Origin of the sequence: Pseudooceanicola sp. (assembly GCF_041987405.1) — a bacterium.
In the GTDB taxonomy this organism is placed as follows: domain Bacteria; phylum Pseudomonadota; class Alphaproteobacteria; order Rhodobacterales; family Rhodobacteraceae; genus Pseudooceanicola.
Genome location: NZ_JBHIWR010000004.1, coordinates 88793 through 107291, shown reverse-complemented (window position 1 = coordinate 107291; position 18499 = coordinate 88793). Strand labels below are relative to the sequence as shown.

At 64.2% G+C, this 18499-nt stretch carries 20 protein-coding genes; 7 read left to right on the top strand and 13 right to left on the bottom strand.

Annotation, left to right across the window (positions count from 1 at the left end; genetic code table 11):
• Positions 1-13: 13 nt before the first annotated feature.
• From pstA to ACFC2Y_RS11565, 4 genes are all read right to left on the bottom strand, one after another.
• Entirely contained in the window at positions 14-1351 is a 1338-nt protein-coding gene (gene pstA / locus ACFC2Y_RS11580) for a phosphate ABC transporter permease PstA (protein ID WP_375172916.1), read from the bottom strand.
• Positions 1348-2820: a phosphate ABC transporter permease subunit PstC gene (gene pstC, locus ACFC2Y_RS11575; protein ID WP_375172917.1), complete on the bottom strand. Its 1473-nt coding sequence runs from the start codon at positions 2818-2820 to the stop codon at positions 1348-1350. The genes pstA and pstC overlap by 4 nt, the downstream gene beginning before the upstream one ends.
• 82 nt (positions 2821-2902) lie before the next feature.
• Positions 2903-3943, bottom strand: a complete 1041-nt coding sequence (locus ACFC2Y_RS11570; protein ID WP_375172918.1) for a substrate-binding domain-containing protein — start codon at positions 3941-3943, stop codon at positions 2903-2905.
• 241 nt (positions 3944-4184) lie between these two features.
• Positions 4185-5222, bottom strand: a complete 1038-nt coding sequence (locus tag ACFC2Y_RS11565; protein WP_375172919.1) for an ATP-binding protein — start codon at positions 5220-5222, stop codon at positions 4185-4187.
• Between the two features lie 123 nt (positions 5223-5345).
• On the opposite strand from ACFC2Y_RS11565, the gene ACFC2Y_RS11560 reads away from it, so the two are divergent.
• On the top strand, positions 5346-5648 hold the full coding sequence (locus tag ACFC2Y_RS11560) for a DUF1330 domain-containing protein (RefSeq protein WP_375172920.1): 303 nt from the start codon (positions 5346-5348) through the stop codon (positions 5646-5648).
• A gap of 8 nt (positions 5649-5656) precedes the next feature.
• On the opposite strand, the gene ACFC2Y_RS11555 is transcribed toward ACFC2Y_RS11560, so the two are convergent.
• The 3 genes from ACFC2Y_RS11555 to ACFC2Y_RS11545 form a co-directional block, all read right to left on the bottom strand.
• Positions 5657-6187: a gamma carbonic anhydrase family protein gene (locus ACFC2Y_RS11555; RefSeq protein WP_375172921.1), complete on the bottom strand. Its 531-nt coding sequence runs from the start codon at positions 6185-6187 to the stop codon at positions 5657-5659.
• Positions 6184-6837, bottom strand: coding sequence for a guanylate kinase (gmk, locus tag ACFC2Y_RS11550; protein WP_375172922.1), 654 nt, complete (start codon positions 6835-6837; stop codon positions 6184-6186). The genes ACFC2Y_RS11555 and gmk overlap by 4 nt, the downstream gene beginning before the upstream one ends.
• 81 nt (positions 6838-6918) lie before the next feature.
• Positions 6919-7797 (bottom strand): YicC/YloC family endoribonuclease, encoded by an 879-nt coding sequence (locus ACFC2Y_RS11545; RefSeq protein ID WP_375172923.1) that lies wholly within the window; start codon positions 7795-7797, stop codon positions 6919-6921.
• Positions 7798-8113: 316 nt separating this feature from the next.
• On the opposite strand from ACFC2Y_RS11545, the gene ACFC2Y_RS11540 reads away from it, so the two are divergent.
• Complete coding sequence (locus ACFC2Y_RS11540; protein ID WP_375172924.1) at positions 8114-8770, top strand: PAS domain-containing protein; 657 nt, start codon at positions 8114-8116, stop codon at positions 8768-8770.
• Positions 8771-8844: 74 nt separating this feature from the next.
• Here the strand turns inward: ACFC2Y_RS11540 and ACFC2Y_RS11535 are convergent, their stop codons facing one another.
• Positions 8845-10212, bottom strand: coding sequence for a class II 3-deoxy-7-phosphoheptulonate synthase (locus ACFC2Y_RS11535; protein ID WP_375172925.1), 1368 nt, complete (start codon positions 10210-10212; stop codon positions 8845-8847).
• A gap of 172 nt (positions 10213-10384) precedes the next feature.
• Here ACFC2Y_RS11535 and ACFC2Y_RS11530 point away from each other — a divergent pair, with 172 nt between their 5' ends.
• Positions 10385-11353, top strand: coding sequence for a GlxA family transcriptional regulator (locus ACFC2Y_RS11530; RefSeq protein ID WP_375172926.1), 969 nt, complete (start codon positions 10385-10387; stop codon positions 11351-11353).
• A gap of 10 nt (positions 11354-11363) precedes the next feature.
• Here ACFC2Y_RS11530 and ACFC2Y_RS11525 read toward each other — a convergent pair whose 3' ends face one another.
• Positions 11364-12467: a PA0069 family radical SAM protein gene (locus ACFC2Y_RS11525; RefSeq protein ID WP_375172927.1), complete on the bottom strand. Its 1104-nt coding sequence runs from the start codon at positions 12465-12467 to the stop codon at positions 11364-11366.
• Positions 12468-12674: 207 nt separating this feature from the next.
• Between ACFC2Y_RS11525 and ACFC2Y_RS11520 the strand changes: the two genes are divergently transcribed.
• The 3 genes from ACFC2Y_RS11520 to ACFC2Y_RS11510 are packed head-to-tail and all read left to right on the top strand — an operon-like array spanning position 12675 to position 14529.
• A complete protein-coding gene (locus ACFC2Y_RS11520; protein ID WP_375172928.1) occupies positions 12675-13379 on the top strand; it encodes a corrinoid protein in 705 nt (234 codons plus the stop codon).
• A 17-nt stretch (positions 13380-13396) separates the two neighbouring features.
• On the top strand, positions 13397-14029 hold the full coding sequence (locus ACFC2Y_RS11515) for a DUF1638 domain-containing protein (RefSeq protein WP_375172929.1): 633 nt from the start codon (positions 13397-13399) through the stop codon (positions 14027-14029).
• Complete coding sequence (locus ACFC2Y_RS11510) at positions 14026-14529, top strand: hypothetical protein (RefSeq protein WP_375172930.1); 504 nt, start codon at positions 14026-14028, stop codon at positions 14527-14529. Before ACFC2Y_RS11515 ends, ACFC2Y_RS11510 begins: the two co-directional genes overlap by 4 nt.
• On the opposite strand, the gene ACFC2Y_RS11505 is transcribed toward ACFC2Y_RS11510, so the two are convergent.
• Positions 14519-14926, bottom strand: coding sequence for a SufE family protein (locus ACFC2Y_RS11505; RefSeq protein ID WP_375172931.1), 408 nt, complete (start codon positions 14924-14926; stop codon positions 14519-14521). The genes ACFC2Y_RS11510 and ACFC2Y_RS11505 overlap by 11 nt on opposite strands.
• Positions 14927-15074: 148 nt before the next feature.
• Between ACFC2Y_RS11505 and ACFC2Y_RS11500 the strand changes: the two genes are divergently transcribed.
• On the top strand, positions 15075-15572 hold the full coding sequence (locus ACFC2Y_RS11500; protein ID WP_375172932.1) for a hypothetical protein: 498 nt from the start codon (positions 15075-15077) through the stop codon (positions 15570-15572).
• A gap of 16 nt (positions 15573-15588) precedes the next feature.
• Here the strand turns inward: ACFC2Y_RS11500 and rnd are convergent, their stop codons facing one another.
• From rnd to purM, 3 genes are all read right to left on the bottom strand, one after another.
• Positions 15589-16746 (bottom strand): ribonuclease D, encoded by a 1158-nt coding sequence (rnd, locus tag ACFC2Y_RS11495; RefSeq protein ID WP_375172933.1) that lies wholly within the window; start codon positions 16744-16746, stop codon positions 15589-15591.
• A 90-nt stretch (positions 16747-16836) separates the two neighbouring features.
• The gene (gene purN, locus ACFC2Y_RS11490; RefSeq protein ID WP_375172934.1) at positions 16837-17433 is read right to left on the bottom strand and encodes a phosphoribosylglycinamide formyltransferase; all 597 of its coding nucleotides are present in this window, start codon (positions 17431-17433) and stop codon (positions 16837-16839) included.
• The gene (gene purM, locus ACFC2Y_RS11485; protein ID WP_375172935.1) at positions 17430-18476 is read right to left on the bottom strand and encodes a phosphoribosylformylglycinamidine cyclo-ligase; all 1047 of its coding nucleotides are present in this window, start codon (positions 18474-18476) and stop codon (positions 17430-17432) included. Before purM ends, purN begins: the two co-directional genes overlap by 4 nt.
• Positions 18477-18499: the final 23 nt, after the last annotated feature.

The following is an 18499-nucleotide window of genomic DNA, read 5'->3' as shown; positions in this document are numbered from 1 at the left end:
GTCCGTCTCCTTCTTACCACCGGCGCTCGAAGCGTCGACGCAGAATGATCGCAATGATGTTCATGGTCATGAGGAAGACCAGCAGGATGATGATCCCGCCCCAGGCCTTCTCGTAGAACGACACGTCTGCACGGGCCGCCCATGTGTAGATCTGTGCCGGCATGGCCGAGTTCGGCTCGACAAAGCCGGCGGCGAAGCCATCGGGATACCCGCGGGCGACAAAGCCGACCATGCCGATCAGCAGCAGCGGCGCGGTTTCGCCCAGGGCCTGGGCCAGGCCGATGATCGTGCCGGTCAGGATGCCGGGCATGGCCAGGGGCAGGACGTGGTGGAAAACCGCCTGCATCTTCGAGGCCCCTACCCCGAGCGCGGCGTCGCGGATCGAGGGCGGCACGGCCTTGAGCGAGGCGCGGGTCGAAATGATGATCGTCGGCAGGGTCATCAGCGTCAGCACCAGACCACCGACCAGCGGGGCGGATTGCGGCAGGTGCATGAACTGGATGAAGACCGCGAGGCCGAGAATACCGAAGACGATCGACGGGACCGCGGCGAGGTTGGAGATATTCACCTCGATCAGGTCGGTGAATTTGTTCTGGGGTGCGAATTCCTCCAGGTAGATGGAGGCCGCGACGCCGATCGGCAGGGCCAGCACCAGAACCACCAACATCATGAAGAACGAGCCGATGACAGAGGCTCCGATCCCGGCCCCGCCGGGGTTGTCCACGCCGGAGTCCGCACCGGTGATGAAGTTCCAGTCGAAGGCCTGGCGGATCACCCCGGCCTCGGCCAGCGCGTCGACCAGATCAAGGTCGGAGAGCTGGAGGAACCGGCTGTCCTGCAGCGCCTCGCGGGTCACACGACCCTTGTAGTAGCCGTCCACGCGGGAGGCGGTGGACAGCAGGAAGGTGACCGGTTGCCCTAGCTGGCTGGGATCGGCGCGGTAGTATTCGCGGATGGTGCTGCCCACCTTGCCCATGATCCGCTCGATGGAAGCGGCGTCGAAATCCACGGTCATGCCGCTGGCCGACAGTTGCTCTTCGAGTTTGCCGATGAACAGCTGCTCATAGGCCTTGGTCTTGAAAAGCTGCCCTTCGGCGTCGTCGAATTCTGCCTGGGTCACGGTGATCTCGACCTCGGCCACCGTGTTGGTAAAGGCCGGGAGGCCGGAGCGCAGGATCGAGACCAGAAGGATCAGCAGGAAGACCAGGGCGATGCCGATGGCCGCGATGCCGTAGGTCTTGAAGCGGGTCTCGCTGGCGTTGCGGCGCTTGGTCCGCGCGTCCAGGGTCAGCAGGGACGACTTGCCGCCCTGTGGCACCTGGGATCCGGGGATCGAGGTTGCGTCGGTCATTCGTATTGCTCCCGGTATTTGCGCACGATGACGAGTGCGACGACATTGAGGCCAAGGGTGATGACGAAAAGGGTCATCCCCAGGGCAAAGGCCACCAGCGCCTCGGGCGAGGCAAAATCCGCATCCCCGGTCAGCTGCGACACGATCTTTGCGGTCACCGTGGTCATGGCCTCGAAGGGGTTCAGCGACAGGCGGGCCGCGGCCCCTGCCCCGAGCACGACGATCATGGTTTCCCCGATGGCGCGCGAGGCGGCCAAAAGGATCGCGCCGACGATGCCGGGCAAGGCGGCGGGCATGATTACCTGCTTGATGGTTTCCGACTTCGTCGCGCCCAGCCCGTAGGAGCCGTCGCGCATCGATTGCGGCACCGCGTTGATGATGTCATCCGACAGCGAGCTGACGAAGGGGATCAGCATGATGCCCATCACCAGGCCCGCGGTCATCACCGCCGTGCCGGACTGCATGATGCCCAGGCCGTCATCGCCGAAGACCCGGACCAGCAGCGGGCCGACCGTCAATAGGGCGAACAGGCCGTAGACGATGGTCGGGATGCCCGCCAGCACCTCCAGCATCGGCTTCGCGGCGGAGCGAACCCTGGGGCTGGCATATTCGGACAGATAGATCGCGGCAAAAAGCCCGATCGGAACGGCCACGGCCAGCGCAACGATGGAGATGTAGAAGGTGCCCCAGAGCAGCGGCAGGACGCCAAGGTCGGAGGAGCCGCCGCGGCCGGAGAAGCTGGGGGCCCAGTTGGTGCCGAAGAAGAAATCGGAGGCCGGATAAAGGCGGAAGAATTCCACCGTGTTGAAGACCAGCGACAGAACAATGCCAAGCGTGGTCAGGATCGCGATGGAGGCTGCGGCGACCAGCAAGGCGTGGATGCTCATTTCCACCACGTTGCGGGCGCGGAATTCCCTGTTGGTTTCGCGCAGGCCCCAGACGGCCCCGGCAAGGGCGACGATCAGCCCGGCGATGGTCAGGTAGAGGTTCAGGCTGGCGCTGAGGACCCGGTAGCTCTGCGCCGCGCGCAGGACCGGCTGTGTGACGGTGGAGGTGACGATCTGCCCCGCGTCCTTCAGCCGTTGTGTCATGTCCGCGATGTCGGCCCGGGCGTTGGAGGCAAATTCCTCCGTCATGGTGCCCTCGGCCACGGCGTTGTTCAGCCCGTTGGCGGTGCGGCGCACCTCGGCCATCAGAAGCCCGCGGGTGGAGCTTTCGGGAATGGCCGTGTCGGGGATCATCTGCGAGATCGTGCTGTTGATGTAGAGCGGCTGCGCCAGCAGCCAGACGATCATCAGCAGGAGGGCCGGGATCACCACCTTGATGCCCACATTGGCCCCGTAATAGGACGGCAGCGAGTGCAGGTGTCGGCTGTCGCCATCGGCAGATGCCAAAGCGCGCTGGCGGCCAACCACGTATCCGATCGCGCCAATCCCCAGCACAATCAGAACAAGCCAGATAATAGGCATTCGTCCCCGTCCTTGTTCTTCAGTTCAATTACCCAAAGGGAGCGGGGCGGCCCGAAGGCCACCCCGCAAAGCCTGGGTCGGATTACATGCCCGAGCCCATGGTCTGTTCGTTGGAGACCGCAGCCTGGGTCTTGGCCAGCTCCGGATCGGCAACCAGGCCGTAGTTGGAGAGCGGGCCGCCGGGGCCTGCGATTTCGTCAGCGACGAAGAACTGGGCGAATTCCTTCAGGCCCGGGATCACGCCGATGTGCGCCTTCTTGACGTAGAAGAACAGCGGGCGGGACACGGGGTATTCACCCGAGGCGATGGTCTCGGTCGAGGGGGAGATCCCGCCCATGGTCGCGACCTTCAGCTTGTCGGTGTTGTTCTCGTAGAACGCCAGGCCAAAGACGCCGATGCCGTTGGTGTTGGCGTCGATGCGGGCCAGGGTTTCGGTGTAGTCGCCGTCGATGTCGACAGACTTGCCGTCCTGACGCACGTCCAGACAGGCGTCTTCGGCGTCGTCTTCGGACATGCCGCCGTCCATCATGGCTTTCATGGCGCCGGTGTCTTCACAGCCCTTCAGCAGGACCTTGTCTTCAAAGACTTCGCGGGTGCCGTGCTTGGTGCCCGGGATGAACATCGCGATTTCGGCGTCCGGCAGGTCGCCGTTGAACTCGGACCAGCTGTTGTAGGGGTTCTCTTTGACTTCGCCGTCGACCAGAACCTTTGCGCCGATGGCGTTGAAGATGTCGGAGGGCTGGAAGGCGGTGAAGGCCGGGCCGGACTGCTGGGATGCAAAGACGATCCCGTCGTAGCCGATGCGGACCTCGATGATGTCGGTCACGCCGTTTTCGGCACAGGCCTTGATCTCTTTTTCGCGGATCGCGCGGGAGGCGTTCGCAACGTCGATGGTGTTTTCGCCAACGCCTTCGCAGAAACGCTTGAGGCCAGCGGAGGAGCCGCCGGATTCGACGACGGGCGTCGGGAAGTCGGTGTTGTCGCCGAACAGCTCTGCCACGATGGAGGCATAGGGCAGCACGGTGGAGGACCCGGCAACCTGCACGTTGTCACGGGCGGTGGCAGCGGTGGCCGAAACGGCCGCGATCGCCAGGGCAGAGGCGGTCAGTTTGATCATGGACATGGATTGCTCCTGTAAGTGTATCCGGGCCACCATCCCCGGCAGCCTTGGGTAGGCTCCTATTGGGCGGCGTTAATGCTTTTGTGACGCTTACGTAACAGTTTCATGACACCGCAGATGACGTGCAGTCAGATCGACAACCGCAGAAATTTGTCGAGGACAACCGGACAGGGTTATCCACATGCCGCCCCCGCCCGCAAAAGCGCATCAATCGCCCTGCAGGCATGGTTTTCCGGCCAATACCTCACCGCGGGAGCGAGATGGTAAAGCGGCTGCCCTGCCCCGGTTCGCTGTCGATCCGAAGCCGACCGCGATGTCGGGTCACGATGTGTTTCACAATCGCCAGTCCCAGCCCCGTTCCGCCCATTTCGCGCGACCGATGCGAATCGACCCGGTAGAATCGCTCGGTGAGTCGCGGCAGATGAACCTGTTCGATGCCCCTGCCCTCGTCGGCGACCAGGATCTCCAGCCCCGGCCCGTTGACAGCTGTCAACATCTCCACCGGGGTGAGCCGCAGGGTGACCGCATGGCCGCGACCGCCATACTTGATCGCATTCTCCACCAGGTTGGTCAGCACCTGGCGCAGCTGATCCTCGTCGCCGGGCACGTCCAGCCCCTGCTCCGGGCCCTGATAGTCGAAGGTGACCTCGTTCTCCGCCGCCAGCGGCGCCAGAGTGCGCAGCACCGATCCGGCAACGGCGGCCAGGTCGACCGGGGTTGTCGGGCGCACCCGTTCCTCCGCCTCGACGCGGGAGAGTGACAGCAGATCCCGCACCAGCCGCTCCATCCGCAGGGCTTCGCGCTGCATGATCTCCAGAAACCGTTGTTGCGCGGCGGTGTCGTTTTTGGCCGGGCCCTGCAGCGTTTCGATGAAGCCGAGCAGCGCGGTCAGCGGGGTGCGCAATTCGTGACTGACATTGGCGACGAAATCGCGCCGCATCTGGCCCGCCTGCTCTACCGGAGAGATATCATCGAAGCAGACCAGCACACCGTGGCCGGTCCCGAGGTCGATCCTCGAGGCGGTGACGTCGAAGGTCAGGTCCTTGCCGCTCTGACTGGTCAGGTGGCGGGTGCGGCGTTGCTGGCCGTCGTGCAGGCTGGCCTCGATCGCATCCAGGACGGCGGGATGGCGGATCGCGGTCAGGAAATGCCGCCCGACGATCGCGGGCCCCAGCAATTGCCGCCCCTCGTCATTGGCGGCAAGGATCCGCTCTTCCCGCCCGATCAGGACGGCGGCCAGTGGAATGGCCTGCAGCAGCTGTGTCAGAAAGGCTTCGTTCATGATCTTACCCTATATGGGGCGAGCCATACTAAGGCCCAAAACAAAATGTAAGCAGACATGGGTCCTTGGATTCGTCCCGGTTTGGCCGGGACATTCTTGGCCCGTGGTTCAGGAGGGGCCGTTATGACCGTCTATCTTGTCGCTATGGTGACAATCACGGACAAGGAGCGTTACGACGCCTACCAGGCGCGCCTGCCGGAGGTGTTCGAGGGATGCGGAGGCCGGATCCTCGCGTCCGACGAGATGCCGCTCCGGCTGGAGGGGGCGACGAGCCCGGACAAGATCGTGCTGATCCAATTCGACAATGCGGAGCAGATCAGCACCTTTCTGCTCTCCGACGCCTATCAGGAAATCTCGCGCGACCGCGAGGCCGGGTCGATCACTATCGCCCATGCCGTGCATGGGCTGGCGGACCCGATGCTGTAGGCCCCGGATCACTCCAGCGGCACCAACCCCTCGCGGAAGCGGCGCATGTTGCGCTGGTAGCTGAGCGCGGAGGCCTCCAGCCGCTGTGCCCATTCCGGGCCCAGTTCCTTGACCACCTTGCCGGGGCTGCCCAGCACCATCGAATTGTCCGGGATCACCTTGCCCTCGGTCACCAGCGCGCCGGCGCCGATCAGGCAGTTCTTGCCGATCACCGCGTTGTTGAGGATCGTCGCCCCCATCCCGATCAGCGAATTGTCCCCGATGGTGCAGCCGTGCAGCATGGCCTTGTGGCCGATGGTGCAATTGCGGCCGACGGTCAGCGGGCAGCCCATGTCGGTGTGCATGACGGTGTTTTCCTGCACGTTGGAGCCTTCGCCGATCACGATCACCTCGTTGTCGCCGCGCAGGGTCGATCCGAACCAGACCGAGGCGCCGCTTTTCAGGATCACCTTGCCGATGACATTGGCATCCGGGGCGACCCAGTAGTCGCCGTCTTCGGGCAGTTCCGGTGCGATACCGTCCAGGGTGTAGAGGGTCATTGCGTCTCCTCGAACTCGGTCTGAAGCTTGCGGACATGGTCCGTCAGCATGGGTTGTTGTGTCCGGCGCAGGCGGGCGGCGGTCAGGATCGCCTTCAGCTGCGTTTCGGTTGTGTCCAGGTCATCGTTCACCAGAACATAGTCATAGGCGTCCCAATGGCTGATCTCGTCCCAGCTTTTCTGCATGCGCCGCGCGATGACCTCGTCACTGTCCTGCGCGCGGTCCATCAGACGGCGGTGCAACTCTGTGATGGAGGGCGGGAGCAGGAAGATCGACAGCGTGTGATCGGACAGGGCGGAGTTGCGGATCTGCTGCGCGCCCTGCCAGTCGATGTCGAACAGCACATCCTGGCCCGCATTGATCGCCTCTTCCACCGCCGCCTTGGGCGAACCGTAGAAATTGCCGAAGACATGGGCGTGTTCCAGCATGCCGCCATCGGTGACGCGGGCCTTGAATTCGCTTTCGGAGAGAAAGTGGTAATCCTTGCCGCCCACCTCGCCCGGGCGCGGGGGGCGCGTGGTGGCGGAGACCGAAAAGCGGATCGTTTCGTCCCATTCGCGCAGCCGCCGGGCGAGCGTGGATTTCCCGGCGCCGGAGGGCGAGGACAGGATGATCAGGAGACCGCGGCGATCCGGAAAAGTCTGGGCCATCTTCATTCCCCGCCGTGGCGGTCCCTTGAGTGTTGTCCCGATGCTCTTGGCAAATTCAGGCTGTCGCCGCAAGTCGCGGGGTCATTCGAGGTTCTGCACCTGTTCGCGCATCTGTTCGATCACGGCCTTCAGATCCAGGCCGACGGTGGTCAGTTCGGCATTCTGGGACTTGGAGCACAGGGTATTGGCCTCGCGGTTGAACTCCTGCGCCAGGAAATCCAGCTTGCGGCCTGCAGGCCCCTCGCTTTGCAGCAGTTCCCGCGCCGCCGCGACATGGACGGTCAGGCGGTCCAGCTCTTCGGTGACATCGGCCTTGACGGCGATCAGGGCCAGTTCCTGGGCCAGCCGTTGTTCGTCCATGGTGACATCGGCCTCCATGACGCGGGCCAGTTGCGTCCGAAGCGTCTGTTCCATCGCAACCCTGCGGGTGGCCAGCACATCACCGGCCTTGGCGACCAGCGCCGCGATCCGGTCGAAATGGCCGGTGAGCATGGTGATGAGGGCCTGCCCCTCGGTGGCGCGCATTTGCAGGAAGGAGGCCGTCAGCGTTTCGAAATCCTTCAGCAGCGCGGTTTTCAGGGCGGCGCCCTCCTCCTCCGCGCTGGCGGTTTCCAGCACGCCACGCAGCGCCAGGATATCGGCCGCGCGAGAAGGGCCGAGGGTCACGCCCTGCATCATCGCCCGGTCCTCGACCCGGGCCAGGGCGGTCAGGACCTCGTCCAGGACACCGTCGTTGACCCGCAGGCCGGTGGCGCTGTCGTCCTTCTGGACGCGCAGGTTGAGGGTGACATTGCCGCGCGCCACGGATTTGGTCAGCCGCGCCTTCAGGTCGGCCTCCAGCCCGGGGATCCAGTCGGGTACGCGCAAGCGGATATCCAGCCCCTTGGCGTTGACAGACCTCAGATCCCAGGTCCAGCTGTAGCCGGTCGTCGCCCCCTGCCCCGATGCGAAACCGGTCATTGAATGATGCATCTGCCAACCTTCCCTTGCGCCTGTCCCAGACCTACCGTCCGCAGCACCCCAAGGTCCAGCGCCCGCCGTGGAATTTCGAGAGGGTGCCCTTGCGTCGAGCGGGACACGGGGCGCGTCGCGTTAACCTTTCGTTCAGAAATTTGTCCGATTGAGGCAGGATTATGGCATCTTCACAGATGAGAAACCTTGGTTCGCCAATCATCAACGTCTGCGGGGGCAAGACAGGTTGGACGGGCCGGATCGGACAATGAACGGGACGCCTCCTATGTCGATGGATCGCACGAAAGACCCCAGGGTCGTACAAATGTCGCAATTTGCAGCCTCCTCGCGGTATCAGCCGCTGCGCGAGGTCGAGGGATACTGGGACGCGCTGCGCGCCGGGCGGCTGGTGCCGCGCCGTTCGGATATCGACCCGCGCGGGATCGAACGGGCGCTGGAATATGCCTTTGTGCTGGAACGGATTGCGCCGGGCCTTGGCCGGTTGCGGATCGCCGGGTCGCATCTGACGGATCTTCTGGGCATGGAGGTGCGCGGCATGCCGCTGTCGGCCCTCTTCGCAGCGGGGACGCGCGGCGGCATTTCAGAGGTGCTGGAACAGGTGTTCTCCGACCCCGCCAAGGCGGAGCTTCAGCTGACTTCTGATCGCAGCCTGGGCAAACCGGCGCTGGAGGGGCGGATGATCCTGCTGCCGCTGAAAAGCGACCTGGGCGATATCACCCGGGTGCTGGGCTGTCTTGTGACACAGGGCCGGATCGGTCGCGCACCGCGGCGGTTCGAGATTGCCGGTGTGGAGGTGCGCCCGCTGTTGGGCGATGCGGTGGTGCGGGATCAGGATGGCGAAACGCCGGCGACGGAGGAACCCGCCAAGACGGAACTGCCTGGGTTGTCAGAGGAGGCGGCGCAATTTGAACACGGGCCGAAACCCTATCTCAGGCTGGTGAAAACCGATCATTCTGAATAATTCGGGAAACAGATCGTTCTGACATGAAGAAAGCGCCGTAACATTCGGCGCTTTCGTTGTTTCTTCAGTGCGGCTTAACCCGCCTCGGCAAGCCGTTCCTGACGCATCTCGGTCAGTTCTTCAGCGATAAGGAAGGCCAGTTCCAGAGATTGCGAGGCGTTCAGGCGCGGGTCGCAGGCGGTGTGGTAGCGGTCCTTGAGGTTCTCGTAGGTCACCTCTTTCAGCCCGCCGACGCATTCGGTCACGTCCAGACCGGTCATCTCGAAATGCACGCCGCCGGGGTTCGTGCCCTCGGCCTTGTGGACGCGGAAGAACTCCTGAACCTCCTGCAGGACCATGTCGAACGGCCGGGTTTTGTAGCCGGAGTTCGACTTGATCGTGTTGCCGTGCATCGGATCGCAGACCCAGACGACATTGGCCCCCTCCTGGCGCACCGTGTCGATCAGGCGCGGCAGGTTGTCGGCGACCTTGCCCGCCCCGAAGCGGGCGATGAGCGTCAGGCGGCCCATCTCATTCTTGGGGTTCAGTTTGGCCAGCAGGACCTTGAGATCCTCGGAGGTCATGGTCGGCCCGCATTTCAACCCGATTGGGTTCTGCACGCCACGGCAGAATTCGACATGCGCACCGTCAGGCTGACGGGTGCGGTCGCCGATCCAGATCATGTGGCCGGAACCCGCAAGATACTGACCGGTCGTCGAATCCACCCGGCAGAGCGATTCTTCGTATTCCAGCAAAAGGGCCTCGTGGGAGGTGTAGAAATCCACCTGGCGCAGGGCGTGCTGGCGTTCGGAGTTCACACCGGCGGCGCGGATGAAATCCAGCGTGTCGGTGATACGGTTGGCCATGTCGCGGAAGCGTTCCGCCTCATCCGCCTCGGTATAGCCGAGGATCCAGCGGTGCACCTGATTCACATCGGCGTAGCCACCGGTCGAAAAGGCGCGTAGCAGGTTCAGCGTCGCGGCGGACTGCATATAGGCCTGCAGCATCTTTTCCGGGTTCGGAATGCGCGCTTCGGAGGTGAAGTCCAGCTCGTTGATGATGTCGCCACGGTAGCTGGGCAGTTCCACGCCATCCACGGCCTCCATCGGGGCGGAGCGGGGTTTGGCGAATTGCCCGGCCATGCGGCCGATCTTGACCACCGGCACCTTGGCCCCAAACGTCAGGACCATGGCCATCTGCAGCATCACCTTGAAGGTGTCGCGGATCGCATCGGCGGAGAACTGATCGAAGGCCTCGGCGCAATCGCCGCCCTGCAGGACAAAGGCCTCGCCCCGCCCGGCCTGGCCAAGCGCCTCTTTCAGCCGACGCGCCTCGCCTGCAAAAACCAGCGGCGGATAATGCGACAGTTTCCCCTCGACCGCCTCAAGGGCCGCCTGATCGGGATAGTCGGGCATCTGCACCCGGGGTTTCGTACGCCAGTCGCTTTTGGTCCAGCCGGTCATTTTGGCTCCTCCGCCGGAATCTGAATGTCGCCGGGTTATAGGGCCAGAGCCGCCAGTGCGCCACCGGCAATCCGCGCGGGGTGCCGGTTCGTGACAAAGCGTCTTGAGATTGCCGGGGGGCCGTGACAGGGTTTCCGGTGTTCCGGATGGCGGAATTCAACGAGACCGACTTATGAGCGACAAGCCTGTGCACTACGTCTTTGCCCTTCTGAACAACTTCTCTTTGTTATCTTTTGCCTCTGCGGTGGAATGCCTGCGGATCGCCAATCGCATGTCGGGCAAGCCGCTGTATACGTGGGAGGTCCAGTCGGAAACCGGCGAACAGGTCAAATGCTCCGCCGGGTCTGTCTTTGCCCCGGATAGCAAGTTCGGGGAGTTGTCGCGGGATGACACAGTGCTGGTCTGTGCCGGGCTGGATGTGCAGGGTGCGACGACTAAGGCGCTGCTGAACTGGGTCCGGCGCGAGGCGCGCAAGGGGCTGCGGATCGGCGGGCTGTGCACCGGCGCGCATGTTCTGGCCAAGGCCGGGCTGCTGGACGGTAAACGCGCCACTATCCACTGGGAAAACCACGACGGTTTTGCTGAGGAGTTCGAGGAAGTCACCCTGACCAAGTCCGTTTTCGTCGTCGATGGCGGGCGGATGACCACGGCGGGGGGCACGTCGTCCATCGACCTGATGCTGAAACTGATCGCCGATGGCCATGGCGAGGAACTGGCCAATTCGGTGGCGGATCAGCTGATCTATTCCTCGATCCGGACCGATCAGGATACGCAGCGGCTGTCGGTACCGACACGGATTGGGGTGCGTCATCCCAAGCTGAGCCAGGTCATCCACATGATGGAGAAGAACATCGAGGAGCCGATTTCCCCGGCAATCCTGGCTAAGGATGTGGGGATGTCGACGCGGCAGTTGGAGCGGTTGTTCCGGCGGTATCTGAACCGGTCGCCCAAGCGGTACTATATGGAGTTGCGGTTGCAGAAGGCGCGCAACCTGTTGATGCAGACGGATATGTCGGTGATCAACGTGGCGCTGGCCTGCGGGTTTTCCTCGCCCTCGCACTTCTCGAAATGCTACCGGGCGCAGTATGGTACAACGCCCTACCGCGAACGCGGGACGCAGGGAACGCGGTTGCCCGTTTGACGGGCGCGCCTTAGCCGAAGAGAGTCAGCTGATCGCCCGGCCGCGGCGGATGGCGGAAAAGGTCCGTTCTTAAAGGGATCGACCCGGTTGCATAACCCAGGCGGCGCGTGGCGGCGTCAAAGCGGGTGGCGACCATCCGGGCATAGACCCCCTCGCCCCGCATCCGTCGACCCCATTGCGCATCGTAGAGCTTGCCGCCGTGCATTTCGCGCAGGCGGCGCAGGATCTTTTCGGCCCGGTCGGGGTAATGTTCGCGCAGCCAGGCCTCGACCAGGGGGGCGACCTCCAACGGCAGGCGCAGCATGATCCAGCTGGCAGTCGTGGCGCCGGAGTCGCGCCCGGCTTGGAGGATGGATTCCACCTCCGGATCGGTCAGGCCGGGCACCACGGGCGAGAGCATGAGGCGGACGGGGATACCCGCCTCCGCCAGGGCGCGGATCACCGACAGCCGCTTGGCCGGGCTGGGCACGCGCGGCTCCATCCGGCGGGAGAGGTCGGGATCCAGCGTCGTGACGGAGATGCCCACAGCGGCAAGGCCGCGCTCTGCCATCTCGGCCAAGATGTCGATGTCGCGCAGGATGCCGGTGCCCTTGGTCACCACGGCGACGGGATGGGCATAGTCGCGCAGCACCTCAAGACAGGCGCGGGTCAGCCCCTCGCGGTGTTCGACGGGCTGATAGGGATCGGTGTTGGTGCCGATGGCAATGGGGGCCACGGCATAGCGCGGCGCGCGCAGTTCGCGGTCCAGAACCTCGGCGGCGTTTTGGCGGGCGGTGAGGCGGGTTTCGAAATCCAGCCCCGGGGACAGGCCGAGGTAGGCATGGGTCGGGCGGGCGAAACAGTAGACGCAGCCGTGTTCGCAGCCCCTGTAAGGGTTGATCGACCGATCGAAAGGCAGATCGGGCGAGCGGTTGTAGGTGATCAGGCTGCGGGCGGTTTCATGCCGCAGTTCGGTCCGCAGGGGGGTAATCTCCTCCTCCAGATCCCAGCCGTCGTGGACCGCAACCCGCTGCTGCGCCTCGAACCGGCCGGTGTCGTTGCTGGCCGTGCCGCGCCCGCGCCGGGCAGCGGGGTCGATCGGGAGAGTCTCTGCGGGGTCAATGGGATCGGCCATGTTTGACATTTGGAACATTTGGAGAACATGCGCAAGGTGGGCGGCGCTGTAGACGATGAATTCTCGGTGAAGAGCCTCAAGTGCCCCGCGCAAAACGCGCGGAAGTCGGAAGACAACGCTGTGGTGTCGCAAAAGGCTCAGTCGGGGGGCAACAAATTGGTCATGGCTGGTTGATATTCCCCCCGCCCCTTGCATTGAGGAAGGCCCATGTCTGACGAAGACGACGAAATCATCCTGTCGGAACTGAACGACGACGAACTGGTCGATCAGATGTTTGACGATCTCTACGACGGTCTCAAAGATGAGATCGAGGAGGGCGTCAATATCCTGCTGGAGCGGGGCTGGCAGCCCTACGACATCCTGACCAAGGCGCTGGTCGGCGGGATGACCATTGTCGGGCATGACTTCCGCGACGGGATCCTCTTTGTCCCCGAGGTGCTGCTGGCGGCCAACGCGATGAAGGGCGGCATGGCCATCCTGAAACCGCTGCTGGCCGAAACCGGCGCGCCCCGCATGGGCAAGATGGTGATCGGCACGGTCAAGGGCGACATCCACGACATCGGCAAGAACCTTGTCGCGATGATGATGGAAGGCGCGGGCTTCGAAGTGGTCGATCTGGGCATCAACAACGCGGTCGAAGCCTATATGGAGGCGCTGGACGCCGAGGCGCCGGATATCCTCGGGATGTCGGCGCTGTTGACCACGACCATGCCCTATATGAAGGTCGTCATCGACGCGCTGGTCGAACAGGGCCGCCGCGATGACTATATCGTCCTGGTCGGCGGCGCGCCGCTGAACGAGGAATTCGGCAAGGCCATCGGCGCGGATGCCTATTGCCGCGACGCCGCCGTCGCGGTGGAAACGGCCAAGGCCATGGTCGCGCGCAAACACAATCAGGGGGTCACGGGCTGATCCTGCCGCGAGGTGTGATGGAGATACCGAGCGACACCGAACTGACAACAACAGGACTGGCGGCCACCGGACGGGGCCGCCTTCTTGTTCTGGCCTGCGGGGCACTGGCGCGGGAAATCCTTGCGCTGATCCGGGTGAATGGCTGGACCCATGTGGACCTGCACTGCCTGCCCGCCATCCTGCACAATCACCCCGAGCGGATCACCGGCGCGGTGGAGGCTGCCGTGGCGGCGCGGCGGGACGGTTATGACAAGGTCTTTGTCGCCTATGCGGATTGCGGCACCGGCGGGCAGTTGCAGGCGCTGTGCGACAGGATGGGGGTCGAGATGATCCGCGGCCCGCATTGCTATGCCTTTTTCGACGGGGTGGAGGCCTTTGCCGCGCGGGAGGAGATATTCTCCTTCTTCCTGACCGATTTCCTGACACGGCAGTTCGACACCTTTGTCTGGCGCGGACTGAAGCTGGACCGGCACCCGGAGCTGCGGGAGATGTATTTCGGCCATTACACGACGCTGGTTTTTCTGGCGCAGACAGAAGACCCTGCGCTGACCGAACAGGCCCGGGCGGCGGCGGAGCGGTTGGGCCTGACCTTTGAACGCCGCTACACCGGCTTTGGCGATCTGGCGACGGCGCTGGAGGCCGCGGTTTGAGACCAGCGGTGACGGAGGATTGCGCGAATTGCGCCGCGCTGTGCTGTGTCGCGCTGGCCTTTGATGCGGGCGAAAGCTTTGCCATCGACAAGCCCGCCGGGACACCCTGCCCCAATCTGGCCGGTCACGCCTGTTCGATCCATGACCGCCTTGACGTGCAGGGGTTTTCCGGCTGCGTCCGCTACTCCTGCGCCGGGGCCGGCCAGCGTGTCACGCAGGAGCTGTTCGACGGGGTGAGCTGGCGGGACGATCCAACACTGCTGTCCCCGATGATGGAGGCCTTTCGCGGGATGCGCGCGATCCAGGACCGGCTGGTCCTGTTGCTGGCTGCGGAAAAGCTGTCACTGTCGCCGGAGGATCAGGCGCGGGCCGAGGGGTTGATGGACGGGCTGGGCCCGGAGCATGTGACCCGTCAGATTGCGAGTGACTTCCCGGGCTCCGCCCTGGAGACAGAGATCGACGGGTTCATCCGTAGCCTGTCGCGTTACGTCAGGCGGTAGCGGCGACCTCGCGAATACGTCCGATCATGGCGCGCACCCCATTGGAGCGTTGAGCCGAAAGGTGGTCCTGCAGACCGAGGCGGGCCAGTTCGGCCTGGGCATCCACATTGCCGACCTGCGACACCGGCAGATCGTTGAAAAGCGCCCGCAGCACGGCGATCAGCCCGCGCACGATCATCGCATCGCTGTCCCCGTCAAAGCGGTACTGGCCGTCTTCGATCGTGGAATAGAGCCAGACCTGACTGGCACAACCGTCGACCTTGTTGACCGGGACCTTCAGCGCGTCGTCCAGCGGCTCCATCGCCTTGCCCAGTTCGATGACATGGCGATAACGGTCTTCCCAGTCCTCCAGGAACTCGAAATCCTCGACAATCTCTTCGAATGCGGGCTGGGCCATCGGCGCCTCCTTGTCCTGAATGGCTGACCTAAGCCTCCCCCCGCTCTATGTCCAGCCGCTGCCCGGGCTTTTCGCCGCCACGCCGCAACACGGCTTTTCAACTTTGGCGCAATGCGCTACCCAAGTTTGAGCGAAGAAAGGCCCGGTCATGCGCAAGTCGATACCCCTTATCCTGATTGCAGCCCTTGTGTTGACCAGTTGCGGTCGGCTTCGGGATACGCGGCTCAACCCGTTCAACTGGTTCGGGCGCGGGGAATCGCGGCAGATCGAGGCGGTCGAGAACCGGAACCCGCTCATCCCCCGGCGCAATGTGCTGTCGGCGCGCGAGAAAGACGACCTGCGCCAACCGATCCAGCAGGTGACCTTCCTGGCGATCGAGCGTAACCCTTCCGGCGCGATCATCCGGGCCGAAGGTGTCACCACCTATCAGGGCGCCTATGAGGTGGAGCTGCGTCCGGTGATCGACGAAACGGTGCCCGAAGATACCCTGCGCTATGCGCTCGTGGCCTATCAGCCGCGTCTCGGGGTCGGCACCGAAGCGTCGCGCCGGGTCGTCGTGGCCCGGGACCTGTCGAACCAGGAGCTGGTGACGATCCGGCAAATCGAGGTGGTTGCCGCGGCCAATGTGATGACCGCGCGCCGCTAGACCCTGGGGGCCGCCCCTAAAGCTCGACGATTTCCACCCGGCCCTTGCGCGCGGCAAGGCCGACTTTGCCCTCGCAGAGCCGCAGGGCATCCCGACCGAAGACATCCATGCGCCAACCGCTGAGCGCCTGAATATCGCGTTTGCCGGCGGACAGGGCATCCAGATCCGAGGTGGCGGCGATCAGGCGCGGGGCGACGTCGGCGCTGTCGGCCTTGGCCTTGAGAAGAACGCGCAGCAGATCGGCCAGCGCCGGGTCCACCTGCAGTTTCTGGTTGGTATTGTCCGGCCGCGGCAGATCCTCCTGCGGCATCTCCATCCCGGTCTTGACCGCGGCGAGGATGCCATCGGCGATGTCGCCCTTGCGCGCCTCGCGCAGCAGCAGGCGGGAGCGGCTCAGGTCCTTCATGCTTTGCGGTTTGGTGGAGGCCAGTTCGACCAGCGCATCATCCTTGTAGACCCGGTTGCGGGGGATGTTGTTGCTTTGCGCATAGGTTTCGCGGAACGCGGCCAGTTGCTGGACGATGCCCAGGAAGCGGGGCGAATTGGTGCGGGTGCGCACGCGCTGCCAGGCCTCTTCGGGCTGAACGACATATGTGTCGGGGCTGGTGAGGATCTTCAACTCCTCCGCCACCCAAGCCTCGCGCTTCTGCTTCTTCAGCTTGTCGGCCAGGTATTCGTAGATCCGGCGCAGATGGGTCACATCGGCCAGGGCGTATTTCTTTTGCGCGTCGGTCAGCGGGCGGCGCGACCAGTCGGTGAAGCGGGAGGATTTGTCCAACTGCTCCTTCGCGATCCGCTTGACCAGCGTCTCGTAGCCGACCTGTTCGCCAAAGCCGCAGACCATGGCGGCCACCTGCGTGTCGAAGAGCGGCTCGGGGATCACGCCGGCATCGACAAAGAAGATCTCCAGATCCTGGCGCGCGGCGTGGAAGACCTTGACCACGCTTGTGTCGCGGAAGAGCTCGTAGAGCGGCGCCAGGTCGAGCGTGCCGGAGAGCGGATCGACCAGAACGGCCGTGTCGTCATCCTCGCCCGGCATAGCCAGCTGGATCAGGCAGAGTTGGGAGTAATAAGTGCGTTCCCGCAGGAACTCCGTATCGACGGTGACATAATCATGATCCGCAGCGGCCTTGCAAAAGGTGGCGAGATCCTCGGTCGTCGTGATCGTTTTCATAGGGTCAGGTTCGTCCTGAGTGGGGGCGCAATTCGCGCGTTTGTTGTTTGATATGCCATTCGGCGGAGAGAGAAAAGCAGGTCCCCGGCGTCACCGCGCCGTGAGGTCGAAACGGGCCCGGTCCCCGCTGGCAAAGCGGCGCAGAGCCTCGGGGTAGAGGCGATGTTCCTGAATCAGCACCCGCGCGGCGAGGGTGTCGGGCGTGTCGTCGGGCAGGATCGGAACGCGCGCCTGGCCCAGGATCGGCCCGCCGTCCAGTTCGGCGGTGACCTCGTGCACGGTGCAGCCGGCCTCCGTATCCCCGGCCTTGATCGCGCGGGCATGGGTGTGAAGGCCCCGGTAGTTCGGCAGGAGCGAGGGGTGAATGTTCAGCATCCGTCCGGCGTAATTGGCAGTAAAGCCCTCGGTCAGAATCCGCATGAAACCGGCGAGGCAGAGGATATCTGGCTCGGCCGCGTCGATCTTGCGGATCAGTTCGGCCTCAAATGCCGCCCGGTCGCCCTTGAACGGGCGGTGATCGACGACGGCGGTCGGCACGCCCATCTCTGCCGCCTTGGTCAGCCCGCCTGCCCCTGCTTCATTCGACAGAACCAGCACGGGCCGGGCGGGGTGATCGCCTGTCATGCTTTCGACGAGGCGGACCATGTTGGAGCCGCCGCCGGAGATCAGGATGGCAACTCGCTTCAAAAGAGGGTGCCCCGGTAGCTGACCCCCTGCCCTTCGACGATCTGGCCCAGTTGCGTGACCGCATGGCCCGCAGCCTCGAACTCCGCCTTCGCAGCCGCGACCTTGTCGGCGGGGACCACGGCGATCATGCCGATGCCGCAGTTGAAGGTCTTGAGCATCTCCGCCTGGTCGATCCCGCCCTGATCGGACAGCCAGCCAAAGATCGGGGGCAGCGTCCAGCTGTCGAGGTCGATCTCCGCGCCCGTCCCCTCGGGCAGGACGCGGGGCAGGTTTTCGGTCAGACCGCCGCCGGTGATATGGGCCAGGGCATGGACGTTGCCCGCCTTGACCGCCGCCACCGCGCCCTTGACGTAAAGGGTCGTCGGGGCCAGCAGCGCCGCGCCCAGGGTGTCGTCGCCGAAGGGACACGGATCGGACCAGCCCAGGCCGGAGCGGTCGACGATCTTGCGCACCAGGCTGTAGCCGTTGGAATGCACGCCACTGGAGGCGAGGCCGAGCAGCACATCACCCGCCTTGACCGCGCGCGGCAGGTCCTGCCCGCGTTCCATGGCGCCGACGGCAAAGCCGGCCAGATCGAAATCATCCTCGGCATACATGCCGGGCATCTCCGCCGTTTCGCCGCCGATCAGGGCACAACCGCTGTCCTCGCAGCCCTTGGCAATGCCTTCGATGATGCGGGTGGCCTCTTCCAGCTTCAGTTTGCCGGTGGCGAAATAGTCGAGGAAAAACAGCGGCTCCGCCCCCTGGCAGACCAGATCGTTGACGCACATGGCCACCAGGTCGACCCCGATGGTGTCGACGTTGCCTGTGTCGATCGCGATGCGCAGCTTGGTGCCGACGCCATCGGTCGCGGAGACGAGGATCGGATCGTCATAGCCCGCACCCTTGAGATCGAAGAGAGCGCCAAAGCCGCCCAGGCCCGACATCACGCCGGGGCGGGCGGTGCGTTTCGCGGCGGGTTTGATCCGCTCGACCAGCTCGTTTCCGGCGTCGATATCGACGCCCGCGTCTGCATAGGTGATGCCGTTCTTGATCTTGCTCATCTGGCCCTCCGGAAGGTTGCGCC